The sequence below is a fragment of the Bradyrhizobium sp. SZCCT0148 genome, from assembly GCF_018129985.1.
Lineage (GTDB): Bacteria > Pseudomonadota > Alphaproteobacteria > Rhizobiales > Xanthobacteraceae > Bradyrhizobium > Bradyrhizobium japonicum_H.
The window spans coordinates 1,617,784-1,630,187 of sequence record NZ_JAFCKT010000001.1 but is presented as its reverse complement, the minus strand read 5'-3'; the positions used below and the strand labels follow the sequence as shown (position 1 = coordinate 1,630,187).

General features: G+C 64.8%; 11 protein-coding genes, 1 tRNA gene and 2 pseudogenes. 7 read left to right on the top strand and 7 right to left on the bottom strand.

Annotated features, from left to right (window positions below; translation table 11 throughout):
* Positions 1-51: 51 nt before the first annotated feature.
* The gene (locus JQ580_RS07905; protein WP_212279073.1) at positions 52-1,296 is read right to left on the bottom strand and encodes an efflux RND transporter periplasmic adaptor subunit; all 1,245 of its coding nucleotides are present in this window, start codon (positions 1,294-1,296) and stop codon (positions 52-54) included.
* 199 nt (positions 1,297-1,495) lie between these two features.
* Here JQ580_RS07905 and JQ580_RS07900 point away from each other — a divergent pair, with 199 nt between their 5' ends.
* Positions 1,496-2,101, top strand: a complete 606-nt coding sequence (locus JQ580_RS07900; RefSeq protein WP_212279072.1) for a TetR/AcrR family transcriptional regulator — start codon at positions 1,496-1,498, stop codon at positions 2,099-2,101.
* Between the two features lie 25 nt (positions 2,102-2,126).
* Here JQ580_RS07900 and JQ580_RS07895 read toward each other — a convergent pair whose 3' ends face one another.
* The 3 genes and pseudogenes from JQ580_RS07895 to JQ580_RS07885 all read right to left on the bottom strand — a co-directional run bounded on the left by JQ580_RS07895 (position 2,127) and on the right by JQ580_RS07885 (position 4,578).
* Positions 2,127-3,614 (bottom strand): amidase, encoded by a 1,488-nt coding sequence (locus JQ580_RS07895; protein ID WP_212279071.1) that lies wholly within the window; start codon positions 3,612-3,614, stop codon positions 2,127-2,129.
* A 223-nt stretch (positions 3,615-3,837) separates the two neighbouring features.
* Positions 3,838-4,048 (bottom strand): annotated as a pseudogene (locus JQ580_RS07890) (MFS transporter); the annotation flags it as partial.
* Positions 4,049-4,230: 182 nt separating this feature from the next.
* Entirely contained in the window at positions 4,231-4,578 is a 348-nt protein-coding gene (locus JQ580_RS07885; protein ID WP_212279070.1) for a MerR family transcriptional regulator, read from the bottom strand.
* A gap of 83 nt (positions 4,579-4,661) precedes the next feature.
* On the opposite strand from JQ580_RS07885, the gene JQ580_RS07880 reads away from it, so the two are divergent.
* Positions 4,662-5,672, top strand: a complete 1,011-nt coding sequence (locus JQ580_RS07880) for a zinc-dependent alcohol dehydrogenase family protein (RefSeq protein WP_212279069.1) — start codon at positions 4,662-4,664, stop codon at positions 5,670-5,672.
* Positions 5,673-5,726: 54 nt separating this feature from the next.
* Entirely contained in the window at positions 5,727-6,629 is a 903-nt protein-coding gene (gene rnz / locus JQ580_RS07875; protein WP_212279068.1) for a ribonuclease Z, read from the top strand.
* A 41-nt stretch (positions 6,630-6,670) separates the two neighbouring features.
* On the opposite strand, the gene JQ580_RS07870 is transcribed toward rnz, so the two are convergent.
* Entirely contained in the window at positions 6,671-7,402 is a 732-nt protein-coding gene (locus JQ580_RS07870; RefSeq protein ID WP_212279067.1) for a DUF3750 domain-containing protein, read from the bottom strand.
* Positions 7,403-7,484: 82 nt separating this feature from the next.
* On the opposite strand from JQ580_RS07870, the gene JQ580_RS07865 reads away from it, so the two are divergent.
* The 3 genes from JQ580_RS07865 (at position 7,485) to JQ580_RS07855 (ending at position 8,546) form a co-directional block, all read left to right on the top strand.
* On the top strand, positions 7,485-7,697 hold the full coding sequence (locus JQ580_RS07865) for a hypothetical protein (protein WP_212279066.1): 213 nt from the start codon (positions 7,485-7,487) through the stop codon (positions 7,695-7,697).
* A 248-nt stretch (positions 7,698-7,945) separates the two neighbouring features.
* Positions 7,946-8,019 (top strand) — tRNA-Gln (locus JQ580_RS07860).
* Between the two features lie 164 nt (positions 8,020-8,183).
* Entirely contained in the window at positions 8,184-8,546 is a 363-nt protein-coding gene (locus JQ580_RS07855; RefSeq protein WP_212279065.1) for a DUF1428 domain-containing protein, read from the top strand.
* A 17-nt stretch (positions 8,547-8,563) separates the two neighbouring features.
* Here the strand turns inward: JQ580_RS07855 and JQ580_RS07850 are convergent, their stop codons facing one another.
* Entirely contained in the window at positions 8,564-9,226 is a 663-nt protein-coding gene (locus JQ580_RS07850; RefSeq protein WP_212279064.1) for a TetR/AcrR family transcriptional regulator, read from the bottom strand.
* 122 nt (positions 9,227-9,348) lie between these two features.
* Between JQ580_RS07850 and JQ580_RS07845 the strand changes: the two are divergent.
* Positions 9,349-11,687 (top strand): annotated as a pseudogene (locus JQ580_RS07845) (arylsulfatase).
* A gap of 142 nt (positions 11,688-11,829) precedes the next feature.
* On the opposite strand, the gene JQ580_RS07840 reads toward JQ580_RS07845, so the two are convergent.
* Positions 11,830-12,390 (bottom strand): invasion associated locus B family protein, encoded by a 561-nt coding sequence (locus JQ580_RS07840; RefSeq protein ID WP_212279063.1) that lies wholly within the window; start codon positions 12,388-12,390, stop codon positions 11,830-11,832.
* Positions 12,391-12,404: the final 14 nt, after the last annotated feature.

The following is a 12,404-nucleotide window of genomic DNA, read 5'->3' as shown; positions in this document are numbered from 1 at the left end:
TGTGATTCCGAGTTCCGGGGCGGGCTGCCCGCGCGCCCCGGAACGAGGTGACTAGCGTTGCACCACGTCCTGGTTGCTGTGGTTGGAGGCTGCTTGCTGCCCGCGCGCGCCCATCGTGGCGACCTCCGTCTTGAGGAGGGCGCCCGGACGCACGCGCTGCAGGCCGTTGACGACGATGCGATCGCCGGACTTCAGGCCCGAGGTGACGACACGAAGCCCGTCGACGGCGCCGCCGAGCGTGATCGGCCGGTACACCGCGCGGCTGTCGTCGCCGACCGCCATCACGAACTTCTTGTCCTGGTCAGTGCCGATTGCGCGTTCGTCGATCATCACCAGCGTCTGCTGCTTCGGCTGGCCCATGCGGACGCGGGCGAACTGGCCGGGGATCAGGCGCCCGTCCTCGTTCTGGAACAGCGCGCGCACCCGGATGGTGCCGCTCTGGCCGTTGACCTGGTTGTCGATGAGCTGGATGTGGCCTTTCGCCGAGAAGCCGCCGGAGGTCGCCATCTCCACGGGGATCTGGTCGAGCTTGCCGCGCTGGCCGGAGGGATCGGCGATCGAGTTCAGCGCACGCAGCACGACCTCTTCATCGGCGTCGAAGGACGCATAGATCGGATTGACCGAGACCAGCGAGGTCAGCACCGGGGAGGCCGTGCCGGCAGCGACGAGATTGCCGACGGTGATTTCGATCTTGCCGACGCGGCCGTCCACCGGCGCGCGCACCTCGGTGTAGTCGAGATTGAGCTTTGCGGTCTGCAGCGTCGCCTCGGCCGCCTTCACGTTGGCGATCGCTTCGCGGTTGGCGTTCTCGCGCTGGTCGAAATCGCGGCGTGTCACGACGGCGTTGCCGACCAACTGCGCGCCGCGTTCGACCTCGCTGTTGGTGAACACCACGCGCGCCTTTGCCGCCTCGAGCTGGGCGTTGGCCTTGTCGACCTCGGCCGCGTAAGGTGCCGGATCGATCTTGAAGAGGACGTCGCCGGCCTTCACCAGCGCGCCTTCGGTGAATTTCGTCGCAAAGATCGCACCGGCAACCCGCGGCCGGAGTTCGACTCGGTTGATGGCTTCCAATCGGCCGGAGAAGTCGTCCCACAGCGCAGTCTGCCGCGGCTCGATCATGGCGACGGTGACGGGCACTGCCTGTTCAGCCGCGGCCGCCGTCGCGGTTGCCTGGGCGGGATGAAGGTAGTGACCGGTCGCAATCGCGCCGGCCACGGCAAGGGCGCCGACGACGGCAACGCCGCCCAGAAGGCGGCGGAAACGGCCGGTGCGGGAGGTATTTTGGGAGGGGTGCATTTGCGCGCTCCAGATATGTAGTGTTCACTACAGATGTGGAGCTGGATGTCGCAGTGCAAGATACTTATGTACCATTCACTAAGAAAATTGTAGCCGCTTACCGCGACGATGGGAAGACACAAGAAAAATAAAGCTAGAACAATCAGATAGGGACCGGCGTTAGGCTGCTACTGACCGCCGCTTCCGAGGAGACAGGCACATGCGCATGGGACGCCCGCGCGAATTCGACGCCGAAACGGCGTTGGATCAGGCGATGGAAGTGTTTTGGCGACACGGCTACGAGGGCGCCACCATCGCGCAGCTGACCGAGGCCATGGGCATCAATCCCCCGAGTCTCTACGCGTGTTTCGGCAACAAGGAAGGCCTGCTGAAGGCCGCACTCGAACGCTACACCAAACTGCGCAACGTCTGGATGAACGAGGTGGTGGCCGCACCGACCGCCCGCGAGGTGGCCGAACGGATGCTGATGGGCATCGCCGACAAGCAGACCGATCCCGCCAATCCGCCCGGATGTCTGCTGGTGCAGGGTGGCATCGCCTGCGGTACCGGCTCCGAGAACGTACCCTTCGAACTCGCCGCCCACCGCGCCCGGAATGAAGACCAGCTCCGCGACCGTTTCATCCGCGCCAAGGCCGAAGGCGATCTCAAGGAAGGTGCCGACCCCGCCGCGCTCGCGCGCTACGTCTCGGCCGTATCGGTCGGTATGGGCGTGATGGCATCCTCGGGCGCGAATCGTGAAGCGCTGCGGCAGGTGGCGAGCGTGGCGGTGCAGGCGGTCGAGGCGCAGTCGACCGACCGAAGTTGATCGCCGCAAGCGCGATCGGCCTGTGTCACCTCGCCGATTGCATGGCAGAGAGCGACGGCGGCGGGACGAAGCCGCCGAACTCGCGTTCGATGAGCCCAGCCAGCGCGATCGTCGTGCGGTCCTCGAGATAAGGCCCGATGATCTGGACGCCGATCGGCAGACCCGATGGTGTCCGCTCGATCGGAACAGCGGTCGCCGGCAGTCCGTAGGTCGATGCAGGATCTGCCCAGATGAAGCACGCGTCGGAGTAGTTGGCGGGCTGTCCGTCGATGTCGAGCAGTCGCGCGTCGAACGGCTCGGAATGATCATGTGGAAACGCCGGCACGGCAGCGGCCGGGTAGACCACGGCGTCGAACTGGCGGAAGAATCGCTGCCACTTCTGTTGCAGCTGCAGGCGTGTCGCATCGGTCGCCAGCCAGTCGCGATGGCTCATGCCCCAGCCGCGCGCACGCTCGGCCTGCAGGCTGCGGTCGTCGGGCAAGAGTGCCGCAGCGAGTCCTTGCGCCTCTGCGAGGGCAGCCGGTGTCAGGCGCGGACTGCGCGCTGCGTTCAACAGCTTCATGTAAAGCCGTGCGGATTCGGCGAGGTCGGGCAGCGCCGTGCTTGAACGTGCGACCCGTGCGCCCGATCGTTCGAGCCGTTCTGCCAGCCGTCCGATGGCGGAACGCACAGCGTCTCCCGTCGGCATCAAGGGATGCGTCTCGATCACGAGGATGCTGAAATCCCGGAGCTTTTCGTGTCGCGGGGCGGGCAGTGCAAGCCGATAGCCGATCCCGTCCCGCGTCTCGTCCGGGCCGGCAATCACGTCGAGCGACAGCGCAAGGTCCGATGCGGTGCGTGCCATCGGTCCGACGACGGCGAGATCGCCCTGGCCAGGTGCCGGCGGCAGGCCGTATCCACGCAGCGGGACCAGGCCGAAGCTCGGCTTGTGTCCGAACACACCGCAGAAATGGGCTGGGACGCGGATCGAGCCGCCGATATCCGAGCCGATCGAGAGCGGACCGAAGCCCGCGGCCAGCGCCGCCCCCGATCCGCCCGAGGAGCCGCCGGGCGACCGGCCAAGATCCCACGGGTTGCTGGTCGTCCCGTGGATGTCGTTGTAGCTCTGGAAATCCCGCAGTCCGATCGGGATATTGGTCTTGCCGATGATGATGGCGCCCGCCGCCTTCAGCCGCGAGACGACCAGGGCGTCTTCCGTCGGCTGGAAGTCTTTGAACTGCGGAAAGCCCCATGTCGTCGGCAGGCCGGCGACGTTGAACGGTTCTTTCAATGTCACGGGGATGCCGAGCAAGGCCCGGCGCTCGCCGCGGCCGAGCGCGGCATCGGCCGCGCGTGCGGCGTCCTTGGCGCGCTCGAAGTCGCGCACGATGATCGCGTTGATCGGTCCGTCCAGCGCCTCGATGCGCGCGATCGTGTGTTCGAGCAGCTCCGCTGCGGAGAGCTTACGCGCGTGCAGGGCGCTCAGCAGGGCGCCGATCGAGCCATAATTCAGGTCAGCAGCATCTGCGGTCATCACGACCTCCAATGCCTCAATGTATCTCATCGCTGGGTCGACGCTACCCGCCGTGCCGATCGCTCGGGGCACCGAACATGCGATTTTGAAATGGGGATGAGGAGGCCGCGCAACGGGAGCCGGATCTGCCCGCGGTCAGGGCGGGGGGCTGGACCGTAGCCTGTAGCCATTCTTCGAGACGCCTGCCAAAGCGGGCGTCTCGAACATGCAGGCCGAGCTTGCCTCAGGAAGCTTCCTTCAGCACCGGCGCCGCCGATTCCTCGGCCTTGAGCTCTTCGAGACTGCGATGCCGGCGCTCGATGCCGAGGGCGAAGACCGCAATGATCTGCACCACCAGCAGCCCGATCATCAGTGACGCCGGCCACGCCGTGCGTCTCGAACAAGGAGACGACCAGGAACGGCGTGATGATGGTGGCGCCGCGTCCAAGCGTGTTGAAGGTGATCAGGCAGACGGCACCGACGATCATCCGCGACAGCAGCGGCGCGAAGCGGGGATCGTGCCGCGCCAGATCGCGGGCTACGCACTTCTGCCGCGCTCTACGCCGCCTCGACGGCTCTGTACGCGCTGCTGCTCTCGTGGCATTGGGGGCGGTGAAGTCGAGCGGGCGGTTGACGCTCAGTTCACGCTCGACAGGAAGCCCGCCAGAATCCGCCGGCTTTGGCTAAGAGTCTCGATGCGTTCGTCGATGAGGCTGACCTGCTGCGCGAGTATTCTGCGCAGATTGTTGCACGGCGTGAATTCCGGATCGTTGCTCCGCACGCACGGCAGCAATTGCTGGATCGTTTCCAGCGTCATCCCGGCCGCGCCAAGCATTTTGATCCGCCGAACGGTCTCCTCTTCCGTCGAACCGTAATCGCGATAGCCGGAGTCTGTCCGCTGCGGCGCAAGCAGTCCTTCGGCTTCGTAGTAGCGCAGCATCCTAACACTGACTCCCGTCCGGCGGGAAAGCTCACCTATCTTCACTGGAAAATCCTCTTGACCCTGACAGTGCTGTCAGACCTTACAGGTCGTGCTCGTCCATGTGAACACCATCGCGGAGGAGCAAGATGAAAGCTTACCATTTGAACGGCGATGCCGGTGCCGGTGGCCTTGTGCTGGCCGATGTCAGTCGACCTGAACCCGCCAAAGGCGAGGTCCGTATCCGGGTCGAAGCCGCAAGCCTGAATTATCGCGACCTGATGATCCTCGACCGCGTCGGCCAAGGTGGACTGAATGGTCGCGTCCCGCTGTCGGACGGCGCGGGTGTCGTGGATGCCATCGGTTCGGGCGTCACGCAATGGCAGCCCGGAGACCGCGTCGCCGCGTCGTTCTTTCGCGATTGGATCGCGGGGCCATTCAAGTCCAGCTATGTTTCGTCTGCCCTCGGCGGCAACACCATGGACGGTATGCTTGCGGAGTATGTCGTGCTGCCGGCAACCGCGCTTGTCTCCGCGCCGGCGCACTTGTCCGCGGTCGAAGCGGCGACCCTGCCCTGTGCGGGCGTTACGGCCTGGCACGGCCTCATCGCTCGCGGCGGGATGGGCAAAGGCGACACGCTGCTGGTCCAGGGGACAGGCGGCGTCGCGCTGTTCGGCCTTCAGTTCGCCGCGGCGCTGGGCGCGCGCGCGATCGTGATTTCTTCCTCGGATGAGAAGCTCGCCCGCGCCAAGGCGCTGGGCGGTTCACTCCTCATCAACTACCGCGACACGCCTGACTGGGATGCCGCGCTGATGAAGGCGACGGACGGCGAAGGCGCCAGTCATATCCTCGAACTCGGCGGACCCGGCACTTATGACCGATCGCTGAGATCGGTCGCTGCGGGAGGCAAGATCGTCCAGATCGGTGTCTTGACAGGGTTTGGCCCGAAGCCGGACCTCGCGCGTCTTCAGTGGGAGAACGCCGACATCATTGGCGTCACCGTCGGATCGCGCGAGCATTTCACCGCCATGAATCGCTTCTTGACCGACAAGGCAATCCACCCGATCGTCGATCGGGTGTACGGTTTCGACGAGGTCCCTCACGCGTTCGCCCATCTCCGGACCGGCTCCCACTTCGGCAAGGTCGTTGTGAAGCTGTAAGGTCTTAGAGACGTCAGGGCGGAAGGACGCTTCATCTCTGGACAAACGACAAGCATGTTCGCCCTGACATTTCTCGGGACCTCTGCGAGCGTTCCGTCCGCCGAACGCAACCATCCGGCCCTGCTGATCGAGGCGGCCGGCCAGCGCATGCTGGTCGATTGCGGCGAGGGCACGCAGCGCCAGTTGCTGCGCAGCGGCGCCGGCTTTCGGCGGCTCGACCGCGTGCTGCTGACGCACGCGCATCTCGATCATGTGCTCGGCATCCCCGGTCTGTTTTCAACATTGGGATTGCGGCGGAGTGCCGACGCGATGACCATTCATGGCGGGCCTGGCACGCTCGACATCGTCGTCCGGATGTTCGCGGGCCTTTGGGGTCCGGGCAGGGCGCCGATCCCTGTCGCATTCGCGGCCCTGAGCGAAGGACAGGTGATCGACGCCGGCGACTTCACCATCGCCTGCTTTCCGGTTCGGCACCGTGACACCGACAGTTTCGGTTTCGTGTTCCAAAGTCCCGCGCGCCGTCATCTCTTGCCGGAACGCCTTTCGGCTCTGGGTGTGCCGGATGGCCCAATGCGTGGAGAATTGGCTGCGGGACGAGCCATCGTGATAGCCGATCGCACGATCGATCCGGAAGACGTCCTGGGTCCGCCGAGCGGCGGCAAGAAGCTCGTCGTCATCGGCGACACCGAAACCACCGAGGGGCTGGCGCAACACATCGCTGATGCCGATCTGCTGGTGATCGAGGCAACGTTTCTCGATCGTGACGCGTCGACCGCGCGGGACTATGGGCATCTCACCGCGGCAGAAGCGGCGTCGTTTGCGGCAGCGAGCAGTGTGAAGCAGCTCGTGCTGACCCACATGTCGGGACGCTATGAAGACGAAGAGGTTCTCGCCGAGGCGGCAAGGATCTTTCCGAACAGCCGGATCGCCGCCGACTTCGATCACATCGTGATCTGACCGTCGTGACGAAATATCGTCAATCGCCGTCCCGTCCGGCGCTATAGACCGGCGGCAACACCGAGGCGGCCGATGCCCGGCAGCTTGATGGCGGGCCGCCGGATGTCGAGGCCGAGCACGGCACCGAAGAAGTTGATCTCGAGGCCTTCGACCCAGCCCAGCGTCAGGCCGAGATAGCCGGAGAGCGAGGCATAGAAGCCGGTGCGCGAGGCGGTCAGCCCGATCCATTCTCCGGAATAGGGATAATCCTTGCCGATCGCGGTCGGCGGCAGAACTGCGCGAAGTTCCGGCACGGCATCAAGCGCGGCTTGAACGAAGGTATTTGAATTCGGTCCCGGCCAGGCGCTGTAGTCGCCGTAAGCTCGAAACTTGTAGGTTTCGATCACGCTCCGGATCCTGGGAATGAGGGGCTCGGCCTGTGGGCCATCTAAGGCGACAACGGTTTCCGGCGGGGCGCCGAACCACCTTCCATCGGGAGCGAAGCCGTTGCTCCGGATCGGTTCGCCCCAGGCGGTGTAGTCGTATCGGCTGTAGTGGGTCGCATCCTTTTCCTTGACGACGATCCACGTATGGACGGCGAAGATGCTTCGCCACCGGACCGTTCGCGCCGCATAGACCCGGATCAGGGCATCGGGATGGGAAGAAGCGGGCGGCAGCAAGCCCGCGCTGGAACGGTCGGCCGTCTGCCAATTGCCGCGGCCATCTCCAAGCCAATAGTACCGCGCGGCCGACAGGCCAATCGGTACAAACAGAAGCAAGAAGAAAATGAGCACGGTTCTTCGCAAGGAAAGATGGGGTTTCGGAAGGAAGCCTTGCGGATATAGGTCGTCGAAGCTCTTTCACAATGATATTCGAATGCAGATCGTCGGCTGTAAGGTCGCGGGACACGGCGTCTGTCTCTCGCATTTACTCGTCGTCCGGATCGCCACCATTCAGCAGCCGTTGGAAGCGGTCACGCTCACCACTCCGTATATTGCGAGCCGTCAGCGAATTCCGTTTCAGACCTTGGGCATCCTGCTCGCATCTACGATGGCCGCGCTCGCCTTCGGGTTCTCGGCGCAGAAATAGATCGACATGCGGGTCGATCGCTGTTCCGCAGCCTCAAAGGGCCGCAGGATTCCTCCGCAGGGTTGAGACCTTACGTCCTGTCGGTGCGAACGCAGGGAGAACAAGAACAAGCGGACGATGTTCACAGAGGGGCTGGACCGCGAAGGTCAGCGCGGCTATATGAGCGGCCTGCGAGCCGCTGATTTGCAAAGCAATTAGCTTGCCTTGCAGAACTTCCGAAGAAAGCTTAGTGATTTCAAGCGCTTCGGTGGGGAATGGTGTAACGGTAGCACAACAGACTCTGACTCTGTTTGTCTTGGTTCGAATCCAGGTTCCCCAGCCAGCTCAGGCCTTCCAAGGTCCGGCTCTCCAGCCCCTCAGCGACAGTGATTGGTCCGCTGGCCGCGTCGGCGATGGCGACCGTTTGCCTCATCCAAAATTGCGTTTCCCCGGTCGGATCGTTGCGCGCTCCATCGTCCTTGGATCACACAACGCGAGGAGATCCTGATGCCCTATGTCGATGGGTTCGTTCTGGCCGTGCCGAAGGATAATATCGAGGCCTACAAGACGCTGGCGACGAGCGCCTGCGCGATCTGGATGGAGCACGGTGCGCTCGAGTACGTCGAATGCATCGCCGATGACGTTCCCTATGGCGAGCTGACCTCCTTTCCACGCGCAGTGATGGCGAAGGAAGACGAGGTCGTGGTGTTCTCCTGGATCGTCTACCGCGACCGCGAGACCCGCGACGCCGTGAACAAGAAGGTGATGGCGGATCCGCGGCTGAAGATGGAGGGCATGCCGTTCGACGGCAAGCGCATGATCTATGGCGGCTTCACGACGCTGTTGCGGGCGGGCGACCTTACCAGCTGACAGCGGGAGCAATAGGCCTATCGGTCGACCTCGGCCTGAAGCAGCAGCAGCAGGCAATCGGCGAGCCGCGTCTCCATCTCTTTCGACGAAAGCTGTAGCGGACCGGGATCGTTGAGGATCACGTTCACAAGCGTGCCGAGCACGATCTGGAAGCCGAAGGCGATGGTGCGTGTCTTTGCCGCCTTGCGGCCCCTGCCCATGGCCGGCAGCAGGAGAGGGATGGCGCGCGCGGTCGTCGCCTGCGCGAGCGCCTTGAACGGTGTCCATTTGTCCGGGCGGGTGTCGTCGTGCTGGAGCGCGGCGCGCAGCACGCCCTCGTGGCTGCGCATCCAGGCGATGATGCCGCCGACGATGATGGGGCAGAGCTGGTCGAGGCTTGCCTCCGGTGACGGTCGCCGGATCTTGCCCAGCCGCTGCTCGCCGTCGCGCATGGCCAGCGCCATTAGCGCGTTGAAATAGGTCTCCTTGCTCTCGAAGCGGCTGTAGAAGGCCCCGACGGTGGCGCCGACTTCGGTGCAGAGCGACTCGATCGAGAGCTCCACAAGGCTGCGCGTCCTCAGCATTTCGGCGCCGGCGCGCAGCAGCGCCAGCGTGGTTTCCCGGCTGCGCTTCTGCCGCGACGGCGCGACACCCGGCAGGTCGAAATCGCGAAGCTCCGGCTGATCTGACCGTGGGCGCATCCGTGCTTGCATCCGCTAAAAACTATAATCATAATTCTGATTATAATTTAGGGCGTGGCGGGCTGCAGGTCAATCGCGGGCGCTACGACAATGAAAACACCGGGTCCGGCAGGGAGGATCAGATGAGCGCAGGCAGCGGCACGCCGTTCGGCGGGAAAGTCGGCAAGACGGTTGCGGAGTCAACACCCTGGTGGCCGGATGCACCAAGGCCGCCCGCGGGGGCGCCGAATATCCTTGTGGTGCTGTTTGACGACGTCGGCTTCTCCAATTTCGGCTGCTACGGCTCGGCGATCAGGACGCCGACCATCGACAGGCTTGCTGAGGAGGGCCTGCGGTACAGCGGTTTCCATACCACCGCGATGTGCTCGACGACGCGCGCCGCGCTGCTCACCGGGCGCAACCATCACTCGGTCGGAGTCGGGTGCCTCGCCAATTTCGATTCCGGCTATCCCGGCTATCGCGGCAAGATCGCGCGAGAGGCGGGCACGCTGGCCGAGATGCTTCGCGTGCATGGCTATCGCAACTACATGGTCGGCAAGTGGCACGTCACGCCGCTGACCGAGAGCGGCGCCACCGGTCCGTTCGACGGCTGGCCACTCGGCCGCGGCTTCGATCGCTTCTACGGCTTTCTCGACGCCGAAACCGACCAGTATGCGCCGGAACTCGTCTCCGACAACACGCATATCGATCCGCCGGGGACCTATGCGGACGGCTATCATCTGACCGAGGATCTGATCGATCAATCGATCCGCTTCATCGGCGATCACGTCGCTGATCGTCCTGATGTGCCCTGGCTGACCTGGGTCGCGCTCGGGGCCTGCCACGCGCCGCATCAGGCGCCGGTCGAGATCATCAGAAGCTATGACACCGCCTTCGCCCATGGCTGGGACGTCGAGCGGGAGCAGCGTCTCGCGCGCCAGAAGGCGATGGGCCTGGTGCCCGGAGATACGCGGATGCCCGCGCGCAACGACGGCGTGAAGGCCTGGGAGGAGCACTCGGCCGACGAGCGCCGCGTCTTCGCCCGCCTGCAGGCGGCCTTTGCCGGCATGCTCGACCACTCCGACCGCCATCTGGCGCGTCTCGTCGCATTTCTCGACACGGCCGGCATCCGCGACAACACGGTGATCATCGTGATGTCCGACAATGGCGCGAGCCAGGAAGGCGGGCCGCTCGGCTTCGTCAATGCGATGGGACCGTTCAACTTCAAGCCGGAGCCGATCGCCGAGAAGCTTGCACGCATCGACGACATCGGCGGGCCCGACACCCACAGCAATTTTCCGCATGGCTGGGCGATGGCGTCCAACACGCCGCTGCGGCGCTACAAGCAGAACACCCATGGCGGCGGCATCCGCGATCCCTTCGTCATCAACTGGCCGAACAGGATCGCGGCCAAAGGCGAACTGCGGCACCAGTTCGTTCACGCCTGCGACCTCACGCCGACGCTCTTGGAGCTCATCGGCATCGAGGCGCCCATCGATCTCGCGGGCTGCCGGCAGATGCCGCTGGAAGGCGAGAGCTTTGCGCGTTCGATCATCGATGCCTCGGCACCGTCGAAGAGTTCGCCGCAATATTTCGAGATGTTCGGCCATCGCGGTCTCTGGCACGACGGATGGAAGGCGGTTGCCTTCCATCCGTCGGGCACGCCGTTCGAGAACGACAAATGGGAGCTGTTCCATCTGGACGCGGATTTCTCCGAGACCGACGATCTCGCGACAAGGGAGCCGGAGCGTCTCGCAGCGATGATCGCGACATGGTGGAAGGAGGCCGAGAAGCACAAGGTGCTGCCGCTCGACGACCGCTTCGGGCCGCGCTTTGCCGAAAATGCCGCGCGTTTCCACGGCGCGCGTCACCATTTCGTCTTCCACGCCGGTATGGGGCACGTGCCGACCGACGTCGCGCCGGACGTGCGCAGCCGCAGCTACACGATCGAGGCGCGACCGACGTCGCGCCGGACGTGCGCAGCCGCAGCTACACGATCGAGGCGCATGTCGAGATCGGCGAAGCGGGCGCCGACGGCGTGCTGATCGCGCACGGCGATGCGACGTCGGGCTACAGCCTCTATGTCAGCGATGGCCATCTCGTGCACGATCTCAACATCGGCGGCAGCCACCAGATCGTGCGTTCGGACCGCAAGGTGCCGACAGGCGCGCGCCGGCTCGGCGTGCACGTCGAACGTCTGGTGCGCAAGGAGGCGCCGGCCAAGGGCTCGCGCACTGGTGTCACCGAATACACGCTGCTGATCGACGGCGAGCCCGCGGGTTCGCTCCAGACCCGGCTGGGCTTTCACACGCTGATCTCGTGGTCCGGACTCGACATCGGCCGCGACCGCGGCAGCCCGGTGTCACATTACGAGGCGCCGTTCGAATTCAGGGGAAACCTGCTGCGCGTGACTGTCACCATGAACAGCGATCAGAAGCTCGACGGCGAGGCCGTCGGCAACGCGCAGATGGCGCGGCAGTAGCGGAAACCGGTGCCGTGCCCCGCGAAGGCGGGGCATCCAGCACGCCGCGGCCTCTCGGTCCGATCACCGCCGTCTCTGGAATACTGGATTGCTCGCCGCAGTGGCGCAATTGCGCGCAAGGCGGGCGATGACAGCGTGCCTGTTACTTGATCTTGTCGTAGGCCGCCGCGAAGTCGCCCAGCGGCATCGGGATCGCGATCGTCTCCTTGGCCATGTTCTGAAAGGAGACCTTGAGCTGCTTGCCCGACCGCAACGCGGCAAGCAGGTCCGGCGCGATCGGCGACGAGGCGTAGCAGCCGCGGTTCTCGCAAGTCTGGATCTGCAGGTCGACCGTCTTGCCCTCGTCGACCTGAAGCTTGGCGCCGATGGGAAGGTTGAGGCCGAGCGGCAATTGCAGCAGCGCCACCGGCGTGCGGGTATCGGGCGCGATGCGGATATTGATCAGGACGATGGTCTGGCCGGTCTTGGTCAGTACCGCGTTCTGCTCCATCGCGCATTCGAGCGGCGCGTCACGGCTGGCACTGGTACAGCGTACGATCCAGCCGGGCTGTTGCGCAGGCGAGCCGTCGGCCTGTGGCTGCGTCGGAGCCGGCTGTGCCGCCGGAGCGGGGGCGTTCTTCTTGGCGGCCTGCTGGGCAGAAGCGGCGCCGGTCGACAGCAGGACAGCAGCGGCGAGGGCGACAAGTCTGGATTGCATGAGCATGGCGAACCGCGTTG